The organism is Schnuerera sp. xch1 (genome assembly GCF_019931165.1).
In the GTDB taxonomy this organism is placed as follows: domain Bacteria; phylum Bacillota; class Clostridia; order Tissierellales; family Tepidimicrobiaceae; genus JAIOUP01.
Map to the genome: position 1 here is coordinate 399,826 of NZ_JAIOUP010000001.1, position 20,265 is coordinate 420,090.

20 protein-coding genes are annotated in these 20,265 nt (G+C 32.1%); 3 read left to right on the top strand and 17 right to left on the bottom strand.

Annotation, left to right across the window (positions count from 1 at the left end):
* Positions 1-10: 10 nt before the first annotated feature.
* The 8 genes from uxuA to K8M07_RS02145 all read right to left on the bottom strand — a co-directional run bounded on the left by uxuA (position 11) and on the right by K8M07_RS02145 (position 9,422).
* Positions 11-1,078 (bottom strand): mannonate dehydratase, encoded by a 1,068-nt coding sequence (gene uxuA, locus K8M07_RS02110; protein ID WP_223376211.1) that lies wholly within the window; start codon positions 1,076-1,078, stop codon positions 11-13.
* A gap of 146 nt (positions 1,079-1,224) precedes the next feature.
* Entirely contained in the window at positions 1,225-2,517 is a 1,293-nt protein-coding gene (locus tag K8M07_RS02115) for a TRAP transporter large permease (RefSeq protein ID WP_223376212.1), read from the bottom strand.
* The gene (locus K8M07_RS02120) at positions 2,514-3,038 is read right to left on the bottom strand and encodes a TRAP transporter small permease (protein ID WP_223376213.1); all 525 of its coding nucleotides are present in this window, start codon (positions 3,036-3,038) and stop codon (positions 2,514-2,516) included. The genes K8M07_RS02115 and K8M07_RS02120 overlap by 4 nt, the downstream gene beginning before the upstream one ends.
* A 90-nt stretch (positions 3,039-3,128) precedes the next feature.
* Positions 3,129-4,202 (bottom strand): TRAP transporter substrate-binding protein, encoded by a 1,074-nt coding sequence (locus K8M07_RS02125; protein WP_223376214.1) that lies wholly within the window; start codon positions 4,200-4,202, stop codon positions 3,129-3,131.
* 85 nt (positions 4,203-4,287) lie between these two features.
* Complete coding sequence (uxaC, locus tag K8M07_RS02130) at positions 4,288-5,691, bottom strand: glucuronate isomerase (RefSeq protein ID WP_223376215.1); 1,404 nt, start codon at positions 5,689-5,691, stop codon at positions 4,288-4,290.
* Positions 5,692-5,720: 29 nt separating this feature from the next.
* A complete protein-coding gene (locus tag K8M07_RS02135) occupies positions 5,721-7,208 on the bottom strand; it encodes a UxaA family hydrolase (RefSeq protein WP_223376216.1) in 1,488 nt (495 codons plus the stop codon).
* On the bottom strand, positions 7,208-8,656 hold the full coding sequence (locus K8M07_RS02140; protein WP_223376217.1) for a tagaturonate reductase: 1,449 nt from the start codon (positions 8,654-8,656) through the stop codon (positions 7,208-7,210). The genes K8M07_RS02135 and K8M07_RS02140 overlap by 1 nt, the downstream gene beginning before the upstream one ends.
* Positions 8,657-8,660: 4 nt before the next feature.
* A complete protein-coding gene (locus K8M07_RS02145; protein WP_223376219.1) occupies positions 8,661-9,422 on the bottom strand; it encodes an IclR family transcriptional regulator in 762 nt (253 codons plus the stop codon).
* Positions 9,423-9,607: 185 nt separating this feature from the next.
* Here K8M07_RS02145 and K8M07_RS02150 point away from each other — a divergent pair, with 185 nt between their 5' ends.
* The 3 genes from K8M07_RS02150 (at position 9,608) to K8M07_RS02160 (ending at position 11,598) form a co-directional block, all read left to right on the top strand.
* Positions 9,608-10,240, top strand: a complete 633-nt coding sequence (locus K8M07_RS02150) for a bifunctional 2-keto-4-hydroxyglutarate aldolase/2-keto-3-deoxy-6-phosphogluconate aldolase (RefSeq protein ID WP_223376220.1) — start codon at positions 9,608-9,610, stop codon at positions 10,238-10,240.
* A 21-nt stretch (positions 10,241-10,261) separates the two neighbouring features.
* Positions 10,262-11,284: a sugar kinase gene (locus K8M07_RS02155; protein WP_223376222.1), complete on the top strand. Its 1,023-nt coding sequence runs from the start codon at positions 10,262-10,264 to the stop codon at positions 11,282-11,284.
* Positions 11,285-11,397: 113 nt separating this feature from the next.
* Positions 11,398-11,598: a transposase gene (locus K8M07_RS02160; RefSeq protein WP_223376223.1), complete on the top strand. Its 201-nt coding sequence runs from the start codon at positions 11,398-11,400 to the stop codon at positions 11,596-11,598.
* Here the strand turns inward: K8M07_RS02160 and K8M07_RS02165 are convergent.
* The 9 genes from K8M07_RS02165 to K8M07_RS02205 all read right to left on the bottom strand — a co-directional run bounded on the left by K8M07_RS02165 (position 11,544) and on the right by K8M07_RS02205 (position 20,265).
* Positions 11,544-12,317 carry a sugar phosphate isomerase/epimerase family protein gene (locus tag K8M07_RS02165; protein WP_223376225.1) on the bottom strand — a complete coding sequence of 258 codons (774 nt, stop codon included), beginning with the start codon at positions 12,315-12,317 and terminating at the stop codon, positions 11,544-11,546. The two genes, K8M07_RS02160 and K8M07_RS02165, sit on opposite strands and share 55 nt — an antisense overlap.
* An 11-nt stretch (positions 12,318-12,328) precedes the next feature.
* On the bottom strand, positions 12,329-13,327 hold the full coding sequence (locus K8M07_RS02170) for a hydroxyacid dehydrogenase (protein WP_223376227.1): 999 nt from the start codon (positions 13,325-13,327) through the stop codon (positions 12,329-12,331).
* Positions 13,328-13,431: 104 nt separating this feature from the next.
* Positions 13,432-15,291, bottom strand: coding sequence for a heparinase II/III family protein (locus K8M07_RS02175; protein ID WP_223376229.1), 1,860 nt, complete (start codon positions 15,289-15,291; stop codon positions 13,432-13,434).
* A gap of 1 nt (position 15,292) precedes the next feature.
* The gene (yajC, locus tag K8M07_RS02180) at positions 15,293-15,583 is read right to left on the bottom strand and encodes a preprotein translocase subunit YajC (protein WP_223376230.1); all 291 of its coding nucleotides are present in this window, start codon (positions 15,581-15,583) and stop codon (positions 15,293-15,295) included.
* A gap of 2 nt (positions 15,584-15,585) precedes the next feature.
* Positions 15,586-15,999 (bottom strand): PTS sugar transporter subunit IIA, encoded by a 414-nt coding sequence (locus tag K8M07_RS02185; protein ID WP_223376232.1) that lies wholly within the window; start codon positions 15,997-15,999, stop codon positions 15,586-15,588.
* Positions 16,000-16,011: 12 nt separating this feature from the next.
* Positions 16,012-16,824 (bottom strand): PTS system mannose/fructose/sorbose family transporter subunit IID, encoded by an 813-nt coding sequence (locus tag K8M07_RS02190; RefSeq protein ID WP_223376234.1) that lies wholly within the window; start codon positions 16,822-16,824, stop codon positions 16,012-16,014.
* The gene (locus K8M07_RS02195; protein WP_223376235.1) at positions 16,814-17,605 is read right to left on the bottom strand and encodes a PTS mannose/fructose/sorbose/N-acetylgalactosamine transporter subunit IIC; all 792 of its coding nucleotides are present in this window, start codon (positions 17,603-17,605) and stop codon (positions 16,814-16,816) included. The genes K8M07_RS02190 and K8M07_RS02195 overlap by 11 nt, the downstream gene beginning before the upstream one ends.
* 27 nt (positions 17,606-17,632) lie before the next feature.
* Positions 17,633-18,127 carry a PTS sugar transporter subunit IIB gene (locus tag K8M07_RS02200; RefSeq protein ID WP_223376236.1) on the bottom strand — a complete coding sequence of 165 codons (495 nt, stop codon included), beginning with the start codon at positions 18,125-18,127 and terminating at the stop codon, positions 17,633-17,635.
* 80 nt (positions 18,128-18,207) lie between these two features.
* A complete protein-coding gene (locus K8M07_RS02205; protein WP_223376237.1) occupies positions 18,208-20,265 on the bottom strand; it encodes an FAD-binding protein in 2,058 nt (685 codons plus the stop codon).

The following is a 20,265-nucleotide window of genomic DNA, read 5'->3' on the forward strand; positions in this document are numbered from 1 at the left end:
ACCTCCCGTGCTACTTATTGGACTTTTCAATTGCCTCCCATAATCCATTCAAGTAGGCTACACCTAAAGCTCTATCATATAAACCATAACCAGGCATCGCCTTTTCTCCCCAGATCATCCTTCCATGATCAGGCCTAATAGGTCCAGTCATATTAATATCATAAAGTGCTTTCATAATTTCATACATATCTAGAGACCCATCTGAAGATAGATGAGCAGTCTCCTCAAATTTACCTGGCGCAACATGTTTAACGTTTCTAACATGGGCAAAGTGAATTCTTCCCTTGAAACTTCTTATCATATCTGGGATATCATTATCAGGGTTCGAACCTAAAGAACCTGAACAAATTGTAAGACCATTATTTATTACTGGTACTGCATCTAATAATCTTTGAATATTTTCCTTACTATTTATAATTCTCGGTAAATTAAATATAGACCATGCAGGATCATCCATATGAATTGCCATCTTTATTCCATATTTTTCACAAGTTGGCATAATAGATTTTAAGAAATATACAAGGTTTTGAAATAATCTTTCTTCATCTACATTTTTATACATTTCAAATAGCTCTTTTATCCTAGTAAGTCTATCTGGTTCCCAACCAGGCAAAATAAATCCACTAGAATCGGCGTCCATCTCCTCAAACATCTTAGTAGGATTAATTTTATCGATAATATCCTGATCATAAGAAAGGACTGTAGAACCATCTGACCTTTCCTTTGCAAGGTCAGTTCTAGTCCAATCAAATACTGGCATAAAATTATAACAAACTAAATCAATTCCTTCCTTTCCCAAATTTTCTAGAGTTTTTATATAATTTGAAATATATAGCTCTCTTGTAGAAAGACCAATTTTTATATCATCATGTACATTTACACTCTCTATGCCACTTATTTCAAGCCCTTCTGATTCAACTTCTTCCTTCATTGTTCTAATTGATTCTCTACTCCATACTTCTCCAGGTTTAGTACTATAAAGAGTTGTAATAACTCCTACACAACCTGGTATCTGTCTTATTTGTCTTAAGGTTACAGTATCATATTCGCTCCCGTACCATCTTAACGTCATTTTCATTCGTAAAATCACCCCCTATGTTTTTATAGAAAAATTATGAAATAAAGTCGTAAATACATATTCTATAAATACGACTTCAATCTCAAATACAGATAAAAGTTCAATAACTAATGGTTTATAATTAAATCCATATTTCATAACTGATTTTACATAAATAAGGATGGAAGCCATAAGCTTACCGAAGGAACAAATGTAACAAATAAAAGAGCAACAATCATTAGTAAGTAAAATGGAATCATTGCTTTTACAAGACGCTCAATAGATAATTTGCCAACTGCAGAACCAATAAATAAAACGGAACCAACGGGAGGCGTCAATAATCCTATCCCAGTGTTTAAAATCATCATAACACCAAACTGAATTGGAGTAATTCCAATTGAAGTCGCAACAGGGAGTAATATTGGGGCAGCAATCAAAATAATTGGAGCCATATCCATAATCATTCCAAGTAACAAAAGTATAAGATTCAAAAGTAATGCTATCATAATTGGATTATCTGTAACATTGATAATAGCATTTGCTGCTAATGTCGGCACATGTAATCGTGTCAACAAGTATCCAAAGATACTAGAAGTTGATATCAAAATTAGCACAATAGATAATGTATCCACACATTTCCCTAGAACTTTCCAAACACCTTTCCAATCAAGACCTTTATACATAAATACACTAACAATCAAACTATAAATAACTGCAATAGCTGCAGACTCTGTCGCAGTAAAGACACCACCAACAACACCTATTACGACTATCAAAACTGCTGCTAAAGCCCAAAAGGAAGTAACTAATGCTTTAATCATATTCTTTATGCTGAATTTTTCACCTTTTGGATAGTTACGTTTAACAGAAAAAATATACGAACCTATCATCAATGATATTGCAAGTAATGCACCTGGTAAATAACCAGCAAGAAACAAACTTCCTACTGAAATGCCACCTGCAGTAGTAGCATAAATAACCATATTGTGACTTGGCGGAACTAATAGGCCTTCACATGAAGAAGAAATAGTAACTGCTGTAGAAAAATCATCATCATATCCTTGTTCTACCATCATTGGAATCATTATGCTACCAATAGATGCAGTATCTGCAGCTGCAGAACCAGAAATACCTCCAAAGAAGTATGATGCTACGATATTAACCATTGCCAAACCACCTCTCATCCAACCAACAAGAGTATTTGCTAGTTTAATTAGCTTTTCTGAAATACCTCCAGAGCCCATAAGTACACCCATCGTGATAAAGAATGGAACTGCCATAAGACTAAAGGAACTAATACCCTTAACCATCTGTTGAGCAATTATATTAAGTGGCAATCCTTGGTACAAGAGCGTGAACAAGGATGAAAGCCCTACTGCATATGCTATAGGAAATCTTAAAAGTATCATAAAAAGAAAACTACCAATTAAAATCAAAATTGCAATACTTTCAGCACTCATCTACTTTCCTCCTTTAAAAATATAGTCTCTAGGTGATTAAATAATATTTCTATTTCAAAAATAACCATGGCTACACCTGCTAGTGGAATAGGAAAGTACATCCAAAACCTAGAGAGATTTGACATACTTACATATTTACCTTTTGATCCAATTAGTACAGCGTATTTCCAACCTACCACTATCATTACAATGCCTAGTGCAAAAACAGCAATGTCTGCAATAATATCCAAAAATAGTATTACTTTTTTAGGCAAATATTTATCAAAAGCTTGCATACGAATATGTGCTCTTCTTCTGATAGCTAGAGCTGCAGAAAGTACCGCCATATATGCCATCAAAGTCAGAACTATTTCTTCACTCCATGCTGGATCTGGTATAAAAGAAATGAATCGACCAGCTACTGCCATTGATGTTATAAGAATATCCATTATTAATAATATCTTGCATATGAAAAGAGTAATCTTATATACGATATCATATACAGGTTTAACCCTATTAATAGTGTCAAAGAATCTAGCCATGTTCTACTCCCCCTTATTAAATTGGGCACAAAGGCTACATCGCTACATTGGCTTCTGCGCCCTAAAATAATATTGTGAAACTATTTAATTCTATTGCATATCAATAATTCTTTGATAAAGTTCACCATTATCTTCTGTTTCGGATTCAATAACATTCTTTACAGCTTCCTGCCAAGGTGTAACATCATCAACTTCTATCACAGTTACACCTTCTGCTTTTAACTCTTCTAACACTTCATTTTCAATTTCTTCAGAAACCTGTCTATTAAACTCTGATGCAAGCTCACCAGCCTCAACAAGAACATTTTGTTGCTCTTCTGTAAGGCTATCCCAAGCTTCATCTGTAATTATCACTTGAATAGCTCCAAGTGTATGACCATCAAGAATCAGATATGGTGCAACTTCATGAAATGCATTAGATTTATAGTTAACTATAGGTTGTTCAGCACCATCAACTACACCTGTTTGAAGTGCAGAATAAAGTTCCCCGAAAGATACAACTGTAGGATTAGCACCAAATCCTTCTACCATACCATTCATAATAGGATCATTTGATACCCTAAGTTTCATACCAGCTAAATCTTCTATTCCACTAATTGGATCAACTGTGAAGAAATGTCGGAAACCTTCTTCACCATAGAACAAGCCTCTAACACCACTACCATTTTCATGTGGTTCTAATAGGAATTCAGAAGCTAAATCAGATGTTGCAAAATTCCAATAATGATCACGGTCTACAAATGTAAATGGAATGGAAAGCAATTTTGATTTTTCTCCACCATAACTTGTAAGTGCAAACGCTGAAATACGAGACATATCAATTGTTCCACCACCTCCAAGCATTGTATCAAGTACGTCATTTTCCGATCCTAAAACTCCACTTGCCTGAATATCAATCTTAATCTTCCCATCTGAAAGCTCTTCAACTTTTTCCTTATAAAAAGTAGCCATTTGTCCAACGATACTGTCTAATGGATTAACTTCCGCATATACAAGAGTGACCTCTGGCATTGCATCTGTAGTATCATCTTGCTCATCATCTAGAGGTTGTCCACTAGATTGATGTGCTAATTGGTCTGGTTCTTGCAATCCACACGCTGTTAATACTGCAACTAACAAAACTAAAACTAGACTTAATGATAATACTCTAAAACGTTTTTTCATTTTATCTCCTCCTATTTTTTACATAATATTTACGTTATAGAAAATTCCAGGCAATTATGTATTGTCAACCGAAAATAATGGATATTTATTCAATACCAAAATAATTAAATGCATTATTATAGCAAATATCCTGTACCATATTGCCTAGTAATTCCATATCATAAGGCACTTCGCCTTCCTCAACCCAAGTACCTACTAAATTACATAGCACTCTTCTAAAGTACTCATGCCTTGTATAAGACAAGAAACTACGCGAATCAGTAACCATACCTACAAATCTACTTAATAATCCAAGATTAGCTAAGGATATCATCTGTTTCTCCATTCCATCTTTCTGGTCATTAAACCACCATGCAGTACCAAATTGTATTTTCCCTGGTATCCTCCCATCTTGGAAATTCCCTATCATGGCTGCCAGTACGTCATTATCCTTTGCATTTAAAGAATATAATATAGTCTTTGGTAACCCTGATTGAATCGATATTGTATCAAGCAATTTGGATAATGACGCTGCTATATTTTCATCTCCTATAGAGTCAAATCCTGTATCTGGTCCTAGTTTTTCAAACATTTTAGTATTGTTATTTCTTAAAGCACCAATGTGAAACTGCATAGTCCAATCTAGCTCATTAAATTTCTCTGCTAACCTGACCATAGTCATAGTCTTATATTTATCTATTTCTAAGTCATTTAGTTTTTGACCATTCATAGCTTTTTGGAAAATTTCATTTATTTCTTCATCTGTTCCTTTTCTGAAAAACATCTTATCTAATCCATGGTCAGATGATCTACATCCCTCTTCATGGAAGAAGTTGATACGATTATATAATGCCTTTATTAAATCATCATAGGACTTAATGTCAATATTACTCACTTCTGATAATTTATTTACCCATTGGACAAATCCATCATTTTGAATATTTATTCCTTTATCAGGTCTCAATGTTGGCACAACTGTAGTATAAAAATCCTTATCTTCTTTAATTTTTTTATGATATTCTAAGCTATCTATTGCATCATCTGTAGTACAAATAACTTTTACATTGAATTTTTTAATTATTCCCTTTGCTGTAAAATTTTTTCGGTTTAGCAGTGCATTTGTTTTTTCCCATATTTCATCAGCAGTATTTTCATTGATTATAATGTCTATATCAAAGTATCTTTTGAGCTCCAAGTGAGACCAATGATACAATGGATTGCCTATACAATAAGGTACTGTCTTTGCCCAAGCTTTGAATTTTTCATAATCTGAAGCATCTCCAGTTATATATTCTTCGCTAATTCCATTGCTACGCATTGCTCTCCATTTATAATGATCTCCACGTAGCCATATCTCGGTAATATTTTTAAAACTCTTGTTCTCCGCTATTTCTTTCGAACTCAAATGGCAGTGATAATCAAATATTGTCATATCCTTTGCATAGTCATGGTATAGTTTCTCTGCAGTTTTATTTTTTAATAAAAAGTTTTCGTCCATAAATTTTCTCAAAACAATTCCCTCCAAACGTTTTCATGTAATTAAAGCGTAACACCTGTTTTTAAAATAGCAATTTCTTTGAACCCCTTCTTTTCATTATTAGTATATTTACCATTAGCAACATCAATAATATACTTAATAAAATCATCCAATAAATCATCCATTGACATATCTTCTAAAAGCACCCCTGCATTAAAATCTATCCAATGTGGCTTAAGTTTATAAAGAACAGTGTTTGTGGATACCTTAACTGTAGGTACAAAGCTACCATATGGAGTCCCTCTACCTGTTGTAAAAAGTACCATCTGACATCCTGATGCAGCTAGTGCTGTAGTAGAAACTAAGTCATTACCAGGTGAATTTAGAAGATTCAGACCATTCTTTGTAACAAAATCACCATATTCTAAGACGTCCACTACAATTGATTTTCCACCTTTTTGAGTACATCCAAGGGATTTATCTTCTAATGTTGTTATTCCACCTTCTTTATTACCTGGAGATGGGTTCTCATATATTGGTTGATTGTGACTTATGAAGTATTCTTTAAAATTATTTATCAAACTTACTATTTTTTTAAATACTTCCTTCGACTCTGCTCTATCCATGAGAATTGTCTCTGCACCAAACATCTCTGGAACTTCTGTCAATATTGTAGTCCCACCATGATTTATAAGATAATCTGAAAATTCACCTAATAAGGGATTGGCAGTTATACCAGAGAAACCATCTGACCCTCCACATTTTAATCCAACCTTTAATTCAGATATTGGGACCTCTTCTCTCTTATCATCTTTCATAGTTTCATAAATTTCCTTTAGAAGTATAACACCATCTTCAACTTCATCTTTTACAGTTTGAGTTTTTAAAAACTTGATCCTTTCTTTATCATATTCTCCCATTCGTTCTATAAATTCTTCAATTATATTGTTCTCACATCCCAGCCCTATAACCAATACCCCTCCTACATTAGGATGCTTCACTATATCAATGAGAATCCTTCTAGTATTTTCAAAATCATCTCCAAGCTGAGAACAACCATAATTGTGCTTGTAAACACGAATATCATTTATATCCTTAGGATTTAACTCTTTTATAAATGTATCAGCAATCATCTCAGCTATACCATTGATACATCCAACTGTAGGAACAATCAATAATTCATTTCTTATACCTACATCTCCATTTTTTCTTCTATATCCCATAAACGTAGTAGGTCCATTTCTTTTAGGTATGTCAACAAATTTAGGATTATATTTATAGTCAATTGTTCCTCCCAAATTTGTCCTAGTATTGTGAGTATGTACCCACTGTCCCTTCAAAATGTTCTCTTTTGCTTGTCCTATTGGAAAGCCATATTTTATTATATCTTCACCAGCTTTAATATCTTGTATTGCTATTTTATGACCAGGCTTAATATCTTCTAGTAATTGTATGGATTGATCTCCATCTTGAAGAACCATGCCTTTTTTTAAATCCTTCAATGATACTATGGTGTTGTCAATTTCATTTATCTTTAAAAATTTTTTCATTATAATATCTCCTTCAATGCCTTTTGTATACCCTTTCTCTCAATACTGATTAGATATTTAGTTACTAAATCTTTTAACCCTTCAACTTCATTTAAATTCATCTTCCATAGTGCTTCTAGATGTAAAACAGTCTCTGCAATATATTCTAAATACTTATCAGAGCCATCATATTCACTCCATAGTCTTGAAAACAATTCAAGATATTCCGGATTGTCAGATAAATTGATTTTTTCACCATTTCTTTCTCCCTTATAAAACTTAATCAATGCAGCAAGTGAGAATAATAGCTTTTCAGGTAACTTATCCTTTCCTTCTATATAGTCCAAGATGGATGGTAGAACTCTCGTCTCAAATTTACTCATAGAGTTTAAAGAAATACTCATCAAATAATGTTTTATAAATGGGTTTCTAAATCTATCCAATACATCAAATGCAAAACCTTCAGACTCTTCCTTTGGATAATTCATGGCAGGGACAATCTCATCAAAAATAGTTGATCTGATGAACTCTCCTACTACTTTATCATCCACAGAATCCTTCACAGTATCAAGACCATATAGATATGCAACTGGAACCATAGTAGTATGAGCACCATTGAGTATCCTAACCTTTCTGGTCCTATATGGAGTTAAATCATCAACAAAAAGTACATTTAATCCTATCTCATCTGCAGGAAATTCATCTCTAATTCCCTTTGGTCCTTCTATAACCCATAGATGAAAGTACTCACCCTCTACTAAAAATTCGTCTTCATATCCAAGTTCTTTCTGTATCATATCTGCGCTTTCCTTTGGATATCCAGGTACTATTCGATCTACTAAGGTATTGTAAAATATATTGGCTTCATCAATCCAATGGGTAAACCCATCTTCCAGGTCCCAATCTTTAGAAAGTTTTAATATGATCTCTTTAAGTTTTTGGCCATTTTTATCAATTAATTCACATGGCAAAAATAACAATCCTTTATCCATGTCACCATTGAAAAATTTGTACCTGTGGTATAAAAACGAAGTCACTTTACCTGGGAAAGAACTTTGAGGTCTATCCTCTAATCTATCATTTTCATCATATACAATACCCGCCTCTGTAGTATTTGATATTATAAATCTTATATCTGGGTTCTCTGCAGACTTTAAATATTCATCATAATCTCTGTAGGTATTGATACCGTGAGTGATAGAATTGATAACAACTTTTTTATCGACAAGCTTTCCCTTGTCAATACCCTTCATTAGTAGAGTATATAGTCCATCCTGTTCATTTAATTCGTATACTTTATCATTCTTTCTAGGACCTACTACAAATACTCCTGTATTAAAGTCTAATTTTTTATTCATCTTGTCTACTATCCAATCAACGAAAGCCCTTAAAAAATTCCCCTCTCCAAATTGCAATATTCTTTCAGGATACCTTTTATAATCCCTATACACAGATTTATTTAATTGCATCTTATCACCCCCTATAACCGAGCTCTTTTGAGATTAGATTAGCGCATTTTTTAACCTCATTGGCAATTTCTTCAACCTTTTCTTCAGTCACTCTTATTGTAGGTCCAGATACACTGATTGCTCCTTCTACTTCACCATGAAAGTTAAAAACTGGAACACCTACACACCTAACCCCTTGCTCATTCTCTTCATTGTCAACTGCATAACCTTGTAATCTAATCTTATCTAATTCATTGCGAAATACATCATAATCTGTAATAGTATTTTCTGTATATTTTTTGATATCACTATTATTCCATATCTCGTTGACTTCCTCCTCATCTAAATATGCTAGTATAGCCTTCCCAACAGAAGTGCAATATAGAGGTGATCTTCTACCAATATGTGATACCATTTGTATAGTATTTTTAGCCTCAACTTTGTCGATATATACGATATCATTATCATCACGTACTACTAGATGGACAACTTCATTAAATGTTTTCATTAAGTCTTCTGTATAGATTTTAGAAGCCTTTAAGATATCCATATCAGCGATTACCCTATTTCCTAATTCAAAGAGTTTTATGGTAAGTCTATATTTATTTGTTCGTTTATCTTGTATTACATATCCTTTATAAATCAAAGTCCTTAACAATCTATGAACTGTACTCTTATGAAGTCCTATCCTTTCACTTATTTCCGTAATTCCTAATCCATCTTCAAAATATGACATCAATTCCAAAATAGATAATGTCCTATCAACAGATTGTACTACTTCTCCCATTTGTTTATCTCTCCTTAAGTAATAAATATTAACGTCTTTTTATAGTCACAAATTATTTATATATTTAAAATATCAAGAATTATTATTGTAAATATTTTCATTATTTATTATAATATAACATAATAAGTTTTGCAATACAATATATCGTTTCATATTATGAAAAAAATTTTAAGGGGGATTTCTTAATGAGAAAATATGAAGTACTACAACGTATCGAAGAGATTGGTGTAGTAGCAGTAGTAAGAGCAGAAAATAGTAAAAAAGCTAAAACAATTGCTTTAGCATGTATGGAAGGTGGCATTGATTCCATTGAAATTACTTTTACAGTACCAGGTGCTGATGATGTAATAAAGAATCTTACAAAAGAATTTGGTGATAGATTGCTAGTCGGAGCTGGAACAGTGCTTGACAGCGAAACAGCTAGAATAGCTATAATAGCTGGCGCTAAATATATTGTAAGCCCAGCATTCGATTTAGAAACTGCAAAATTATGCAATAGATATCAAGTCCCTTATATGCCTGGATGTATGACAATTACTGAAATGATTACTGCTATGGAAGCAGGAGCTGATGTTATTAAGGTGTTCCCGGGAAGTGCATTAGGTCCTTCATTTGTTAAAGCTGTTAAAGGTCCTTTACCTCAAGCTGTATTGATGCCTACAGGTGGGGTTAGTATTGACAATGTGGGACAATGGATTGAGAATGGCTGTATAGCTGTTGGTGTAGGTGGTAATCTTACAAAAGGTAGCAGCGAAAATATGACTAGTGCTGCAAAAGAATTTGTAAAAAAAATAAAAGAAGCTAGAAATAGAAACTAAAATTATAGAGGAGGCATTTTAATGAAAAAAGTTGTAACTTTAGGAGAAATAATGCTTAGGCTTTCAACTCCAAGATATGAAAGATTTGTACAAGCTGATTCCTTTGATGTAGTTTATGGTGGAGGAGAAGCTAATGTAGCTGTGTCCCTTGCTAATTATGGTTATGATGCATATTTCATTACTAAACTACCTAAAAATGAAATAGGTCAAGCTGCAATTAATCATCTTAGAAGATATGGTGTTAATGATGATTATATAGCAAGAGGTGGGGATAGAGTTGGTATTTATTATTTAGAATCAGGTGCTTCAATGAGACCATCTAAAGTTATTTACGATAGAGCTCATTCTGCAATAGCCGAAGCTGATGTTTCTGATTTTGATTTTGACGAAATATTTAAAGATGCTGACTGGTTCCATTTCTCCGGAATTACACCTGCTTTAAGTGATAAAGCCGCTATACTTACTGAAGAAGTTTTAAGAGCTGCTAAGAAACATGGTGTAACTACTTCTGTAGATTTGAATTATAGAAAAAAACTATGGACTCCTGATGAAGCACAAAAAATAATGACAAATTTAATGCAATATGTTGATGTATGTATTGGTAATGAAGAAGATGCTCACTTAACTCTTGGATTTAAACCAGGTGAAACCAATGTAACATCTGGAGAATTAGAGCTAGCTGGCTATGAAAGTATATTTAAACAAATGATAGATAGATTTGGATTTAAATATGTGATGAGCTCATTAAGAGAATCATATTCAGCATCAGATAATGGTTGGTCTGCATGTGCTTGGGATGGTAATGAATTCTATCATTCAAGAAAATATGATATAAGAATTGTGGATAGAGTTGGCGGTGGAGATTCTTTTGCATCTGGTGTTATTTATGGATTATTAGAAGATAAAAACTTTAAAGATGCCTTAGAGTTTGGAGTAGCTGCATCTGCATTAAAACACACTATCCATGGTGATTTTAATATGGTAACAATACCTGAAGTAGAAAATCTATTAAAAGGAGATGCTTCAGGTAGAGTTCAAAGATAAGTAATGTTAATTTCATTTTATTTTCCATTTTAAAAGAGACAGATTGACATGATACTTCCAAAGTAGACAGTCTAATTAATTAAAAATAGACTATCTATTTGGAGGTATTTTTTATGAGCAAAAAACCAAAGTATAGTAAAGAGTTTAAGCTGTCAGTTATAGAAGAATATACTTCAGGGAAATATTCACAATCAGATTTAACTGCTAAATATATTATAAATGCAGGAGTTATTAGTAGCTGGTTTATAGAAATAAAGGATTATGATACGTCCTTACCTTTTATTATCTCTTTTAGTGCTTTAGCATCTTTATAGAACTGTTCAATACTGTCATCTTTTACAAATTCAAGTAAGAAAAATCTATTTTCAAGATTGTTGGTGGACTTATTTAATTTTGATACATATTCTTTCCACTCATCTAATCCACTATATAGATCCAGTCGTTCTATTACCTTCCATTGAAATACATGAATATTACTTATCCATTCTTTTATAGTATCTATGTTGTTTAATCTATTTTGTACACTAATGTCTATAGCAGGTTGCCAATAAAGATACACATTTTCTTGATCTATTTCTTCCATAAACCTCTTAGCACTTTCTGCAGTATCAGTTAATGTCTTTTTATGGTATTCAAAATTAATATTTATTCCCCTATTAGAGGCTAATTTTGCTATTCTAATAGCATCTTCTACTACCCCTTTACGATAGTCCTCATCTGCATCTGAGGAGCCCTTTCTACCTGCCCATACCCTTATATCTTCAGCTCCTAAATTTACTGCCGTTTCTAATACATCTTCAAATGAATATTCATTTTCAATACCAACTCTATAATATGAACCATAGGAAGAAACCTCTAATCCATTCTCTATGGTTAAATTCCTCACCTTTTTAGCATTTTCATTATCCCCTGGCTTTACATGTACATCTGAACCCCATTCAATTGCATCTAAACCTGCTTTTTTTACAATTTCTATAACCTGTGTTGGAGTTAAATCTCTAAAAGTAATGGAACATAGTCCTGATTTATTCAAAGTTAACCCTCCTAAGCCATCTTTTCATATTTTTCCTTTGTAACTTCCCATTTTAAGCTTTCACCATTTAGATATCTTTTAAGTTCCTCTAACATGAACTTGCCCATTCTACCTATCTCTTTGCCCTCACTACCAGCAATATGAGGAGTTAAAAATACATTATCCATATCATACAGTGGAGAATCTTCAGCTGGAGGTTCAGGATAGACTACATCTAAAAATGCAGTTATATCTTTCCTTTCCTTTAGAACCTCTATGAGTTCATTTTCTTTAACAATTGCTCCACGAGCTGTATTTATAAATACTCCATTTTCCTTCATAAGTTTAATGTGATCTCCTGTGATCATACCACGGGTAGAATCTAATAGAGGAGCATGAAGAGTTACAACATCACAGGTTTTAAACATTTCATCTAATGATACAAATTCAACCCCTAGTTCCTTCGCTTCTTCTTTTGTGAGTGAAGGGTGATAAACCGTGATATTTACATCGAAGTTTTTAAGCCTTTTTAATACTTCACTTCCTATAGCTCCCAAGGATATTATACCTACAGTGCTATCAAATACCCCCTTTATATTCTGATGGGGTATCGATGGATATTCCCTAGTATTCTTTATTAAATTCTTCATTTGTACCACATTTTTAAGGCCAAATATTATACTTGCAATTGTAAATTCAGCTACAGGAATAGCATTTGCAGCATTGGCCGTTGTAACCCTTATTCCCCTTTTCCACGATTCATCTGTTACTATTTTTTTTATAGTTCCAGCTCCATAAAACATAATCTTTAAATTTGGAGCATAATTTAGAAAATTTTCATTTAGATTAGGTCCACCCCAGCTAGAAAATATAACATCTATATCTTTTAAAACATCAAGATTTTCTTCCACTTCTTTACTCGTCATGGGTTTTTGTTTTATATCTACTAAACTCTCTATCTCCTTTTTTATATTATCAGGATATACCTTGTCCATAACATCTTCATCCATTATAAATAGTCCTTTAACCAATATTTAAAACCCCACTTTCATTTCAAAATCAATTAATACTAACCTTAAACCAAATTAAACTGCAACTTCAGAGTATATCACTATATATGTATAGAAAAAATTATTTAAAAGATTTTATCTCCATTTACAGTTAATTCTCCATATAAAAATGTATTTTCAGATATATACAATTTACTTCCTTCATAAGTATCTTTATCTGAATAAAATACATCCATTATTTTTTTATCATTATTATCATATATATCAAATCCAAAATAATACCTGTCTAAAATCTCAGTTCTGCTATTATCTTGAATTATTTTTCTCTTTTTAAGATATAACTTTTCTTTAGATATCACATTAACATATATTTCAAAATCGGTAAAATTATCTTTATATATTATTTTATCTGCATTTGACAGTTGATTATATACTTGTGAAATAAAGGTTGATCTAATATTTACATTTTTATTTGTAAAGCTCGTAAAATATACAGGTTTGTTATCAACTTCAAGTAAGAATCCATTATTAACCTCAGTAGTTTCTACCTGTGGATGTAATTGGAACCTTATTTGAATTTCATGATTTCCCATATTATCAACCACATCAATTATAGATAAAATATCTTGTTCCTTTGAATATAAAAATAATCTTTTTATTGTATAATTTAAATTATCTTTATCCTTACCACCGTATATAACCTTTACTACATTATATTTTTCATCATCATAAACTTTTGTAGCTATTGGTTCTCCAACCCTTGAATACTTCCACGACTTATCAACAATCATTTCGGGATTATCATCTATAATTATATTATTATGTGCATAACTAGATTTTAAAAATGATCTTATAGGAGAATTATCCATGTAAGTAAATCTACCTGAATCAACTATATAATCATGCTCATATGCACTATAGTTAAAATGACCTAAACTGGAATGTCCATGGCCACTTCCATGTCTACCATTAAATATACTAAAGTATGTTTTAGCAGACAGATCTTTATATATATAATTGCCACTTGACTTGCCCTCAAAAAATTTAGGATAAATATTATCATCAATCAAGTCAAGCAATTTTAATATAAATATTGCATTTGTAACATTTACATTATCACTATCATGTAATGGAACTAATTTTTCATTTAATGATTGCATATAGTGAGTTACATGAGAGGGTTTTTTCAACAGTTCCCTCATATTTATTGGACATTTTTTATTTGAAAGTTCAATATACATCAATAGGTATGAACACGACATGATTACTTCAAAATGATATAAAGGACTTTGTTCCCAGTGATAACCGTCATTATAGAATTGTAAATTTAATTGTTTTTCTAAAGTCTCATATGCCCATATCTCATCATCCTTTGATAATGTATCTTCAAAAAATATATTGACCATAAGATAACCTGTTAATTGTAAAACTCCCCAATTGCTTAAGGTGTGCTTATCTATATAATTATTTTTTAAATAATTAGTCTGTGTTTTTAAAGACTCTTTTATATCTTTTATTTCATTTGAAGACAATTTTATATCTTCGGATACCAAAGCTAATGCTCTCATCCAATTTGTTAAACGTATGCCTGTATCTATAGTCCTCCAAGCACCTTTATTTTCTTTAGTTGAAATACTATTTTTATTTATCCATCCAAGGATAAATTCCTTTATTTTTTCTAAATATTTATTTTCATGTGTTATCTGATATGCCCATGAAAGCTCTAATAAAAATCCATGTCTATTGAGCATGTATGTCCATTCACCATCTCCATTTGGCTTTTCATTCCAATTTACCTCCTTTAAATGATAAGGAATATAACATGCTTCCATATCTAATGGATCATCAAACAAGAAAATATTATTTAATAATAAATCTGCTTTATAAATTATATGTTTTGTATTTAATTGTCTGTTTATATTATTAATCCAATCAATGTCATTCATTTTTTTATAACAATCTTTAAAAACCCTTAAACTATCCATCCTATTTCACCTTATCCTTAGTTGCCTTCAAATCCCTTCCAACTATTGCTTGAGGTAAGACATTTATTTCTACCCCTTTAGCTATTTCTACTAAATATCTATCCTCATTAATTGAAACTATTTTCCCAAAAATCCCAGAGGAAAGTATTATATAATCTCCTTCCTTCAGTTCCAAAGAGAACTGAAGGAAGGATTCACTTTCTTTTTTATTTCTTCTATACTGTAGATATGGGATTATTATAAAGGCAATAACTGCTATTGATATTGATAAAACCCACATTAGTTTTTCCATTTTTATAACATCCCCGTAGACATATAGTTAACCATATCACTATTCTGACCTATAGCATCTTTTATGATGTTTTCCACATCTTCATCTTTAGGCTCAGATAATACAGTTCCCATTACTATCTCTAAGGCTAGACCCACCGATATTCCTGAAACCACATAATGATTATCTGAATATTGATTTTCTAACATAATTCTAGATGAAATTTGGTGGGGAGCACCACCAGTTAAATCTGCAAATACTATAACTCTAGAATTATTTTTGAAAATTTCATTCATTTCATTTTCTAAATCCTCATGGGTTCTTTGTTCATTTAAATTCAACGATAATATATTTTCATTTTTCCCTACCAACAATTCTAATGCCGAAACTACACCTGAGGGAAAGTCTCCATGACCTACTACAACTACTTTATACACTTTGATTTCCTCCTAACTTAAAACACCTAAAGCAGATAAAATTATACCTAAAGATAATAATAGTCCTATTAATTTATATGTTGACCAATTATGTTTTTTAATTAAATAATATACTCCTATAGTAACTAAAGCCGGTAATAATCTAGGTAGTATTTGATCAAATATAGTTTGAAGAGCTACTACCTGCTCTTCACCAGAATCAAGGGTTGTAGTATATTTCAATGCTATATCTGCTTTAACAAAACTAACTGCAAGACCAGATATTACTGTAACCCCTATTATATTCGCAGCTTCTGAAATAATAGATATTTTTTGACTTAAAACATCTATTACTTTTGTACCAAGTTTATATCCTAAAAGTCCCATTGTTAACTTTATAGCTAATATTATACCTATCATAGCTACTAAAAATAATATAGGTCCTGCAATCAAACCATCAATAGCGAGACTGGCTGCTATTGTTGAGAATAGTGGAGCCAAACCAAATTGAGAAATTGAATCACCAATACCTGCCATTGGACCCATAAGGGCAAGTTTCATACCTCGTGCATCCTTTACATCTTCGCCATTATCTAACATCGCAAGTTGTAAACTTGAAATAAAGGGTACCATGTGTGGACTGGTATTGTAAAATTCTATATTACCTAGTAATGCTTCCTTTAATTCCTTTGGCTTACCTTTGTATATTTTCTTTAGTGCTGGATAAATTGAATAGGCATAACCAGTTCCCTGATAACTATTATAATTAAAGCCATTCTGTAAGAAATATGATCTTAAAGAAGTTTTTATATAATCACTCTTTTTTAATTTCAATCTAGATTCCATCAGTAGTTACCTCACTTTCATCATCATTTCTGAATGTAGCTGACTCTTGATCTGCTCTGAAATAAACTATTAGTGCAAATACAGCAGCTATAATAGCAACTCCCATAACTGGTAATTCTAGGTATGCTACTAAAGCATATCCCAATAATACATAAGGAATATGTTCCTTTTTCGCCATAACTGTCATTATCATAGCAAATCCTATAGCAGGTAATAATTTACCAGCAACAGTTAATCCATCTAATAACCAAACTGGGAACGCTTCTACAAATGCCTCAAGAGCTCCCATACTTACTGATGATATAAATCCTACAGCAAATCCTACTACTAAGAATCCTATAAAAGTTGAATTTGTCAATAACTTAAATTTTACATATTTTCCTTGTTCCAATGCTTTTTTAGCACTGGCAGGAGTACCTGAAAACACAGTGTATATTGCTGTTGTAGCTAATTGGAATAAAACAGCAAATGGATAAGATAAAGCTAAAGCAGTTTCCACTGTCATTCCACTTGATTTTAATGTAATGGCCATTATAGTACCTACAACTCCTGGTCCCATTGGATTAGGAGGTACGGTTCCACCTGCTCCAACTCCAAAGCCCATAAATGCAAGCTCACCTATTGCTCCCATTGCCAAACCTGTTTTAACATCTCCCAATACTAAACCTACAAAAAATGATAAAACAATAACCCTATTAGTATATATTCCTAGTAGCATTCCTGAAAAACAAATAGCAGTTATTACGCCAATTAATAACGCTTGAAACATTGATATATCCATTATCTTTCCCCCTTTAAATTTTTCATATTAAAGAAACTCATTTAATACATTTATAGTTGATTCCCCATCATTAGAAACTGGGGATATTTTAGTATTAAATTTAATATTATGTTCATCTCTCAATTTTCTTAATGACTCCTTGTCCTCATCACCTAAGTAAATAAATTGAGAAACCTTGTCCTTTCCTTCAGCAGAATGTATATTCCCTATATTTATTTCTGTTACTGGGAAGCCGCCTTCTACAAGTCTTAAAGCATCCTTTGGCGATTTAACTATTACAAAGATAACTTGAGATTTACTTGCTTTGTATATTACTTCATTAGTCTTATCTATGGTAAAAAATCTAACCCCTACCTTAGGCGGAACAACTGTCTTCATTAATGTCTGTTGAATTTTATTTGTTGAACATTCATCGTTAGCAACTATTACAAGATTTACACCTAAAGATTTAAGCCATAATTGACCTTGACCATGAATCAGCCTTTCATCGATCCTTACCATTTTAATATTTGGTTTATCCATATTTACTCACCTTCCAGAATATATTTAGGTTAATAAAGGCAACCTATAATCCTTCATTTACTACAAAACTATACATTAAATTACTTTGTACTATTCAAATACTCTACAATCTTTTCATCTGGTGGATAAGTAAAATCTAATACATTATAGATTTCCTTCTGGCGATACCCTTCCCAAACATTTTCAAACCAAGAATCATATTCAGGAATAGGTCGTACATCTACCCAATTATGGAAAACGCTAATCTCGTCGTCTTTACTGACTATAGTTTCACAGATCTTATCCTTTATATCATTTTCTAATGAAAACTTAAATACCTTATCCCCAATTTTTACTGCATGGCTACCATTTTCATCGTTTATTAAATATGAGCCTCTACTGTCTCCACCTTTATAAATATATTCTAAAATTTCACTCAAAAGTGCTATTTGAGTTATCAGCATATCGTATGCTCTAAATACAGAAGGTAACTCTTTTAAATCATGTATATAGATAATATCTGTAAACTCATCAAATATTTTCTTGAATTTAGCTAATATTCTTTCTATACTATCCTTGTCCCTAATAAAGGCACCTACTTTGGACATATCTTTCTGTAAGTCCTTTTGTACATCAAATATATTTGATTTTTTATCTTTTTCTATCTTTATATTATTTATCAAATGTATCCTATCTATGACTTGTCTATCTACTAGCTTAGTGAAACTATCTAAGTCTATAGGATTATCATCATATTTATTAGCTATATATTCTGCAGCTCTATAGCTTCCTACTTGAGTAGAGTTTAGGGCACTTCCACCTGGTCTATAGATACCTAATGTTCCATTTACTTCACCTACTGGAAAGAAATGCTTTAGATTGCTTTCCCACCAAATGTTTCCATCCAAGCCTCCATTTTGATGTTGAGCACATACATCTATTTCTAAATATTCCGTTCTTATATCTATATTGTTATTTAAATATAATTCTATAGATAAAGGATTCATCTTTTCTAGTCTTTCTATAGGAGTTTTTAAAAGTGCATTGGAATTATTTAGATAATCATATGCTTCCTTACGTAAAAGTGAAAAATCTAATCCACCATCAACAGTTGCACAGTTCGGATTCTTTGTGAAGTCTAAAAATACCCTTCTTTCCTTAATCTGTGTTTCCATATATATAAGTAAATCAATTATCGATGAACCATTGTTGCTTAATTTTCTAGCATCGAAAGGCCACTGATATCCCTTTAGGAAAATAGCATTTAACAAATCCGTCGGATTATCAAAATAATCTTCTAAGAATTCCCTTTCATCTTCCATATTTTCATCAGTGGATATATATCTAGGGATAACTTGCTGATATGTTCCAGATAGATTCCATCTAAATTTTGTAGATGCTATACCGTATTGCCATTCTGTCAAATTGTTAGCTTTAGCTCCTGCTTCCAAAGCAATCCCTGTAGCACCTGATTGACTCTTAGGAAAAACCGATCTGTAATATATAGATGCTGGTCCACCTGTACCATAAACTATATTTCTACAATTAAATAGACTTAATCCATAATTTTCTTCATTAATATTTCTAATATCTAATGCTAAAACCCCTAAAGCTTCTTCCTTATCTTCATCCTTTAAAATGGAAATAACTAAAAATCTATCATATATATCTGTGCCGTTTTTTCTAACTTGTTCCTCTAATCTTTGGGTCATGCATTTAGATGTTAAAGGGCCTACAGAACTTGCTCTACTGTTTTCATCATGGTCTGTCATGTATCCTACGTATTGGCCGAAGGAATCATGAGGAAATGGCACCCCTATATCGATTAACTTGTAAAAACTCTTCAGCGAAAGTGCTGCTTCCACTAAAGCTATATCTCCGTGCATTGCGCCACCATTGAATAATGTTTGAGACATCTTCAAAGGGCTATCTAAATCTTTGATAGAAGTAGATTGTTTATAATAAGTTTGTTTATCAGAACCAGTATTCCTTGAAGTTCCTCTATTCATTCCTTCAGTTATTAAGGCTATATTTTTTTGTCCTAATTTATATAGAGAATCAGCAGCATTAAGGCTTGCCGCCCCTGAGCCTACCACTACTGTATTGTACTCATATACATTTATAGGTATATTTTCAATTATTATCTGGCCTTTTAACAT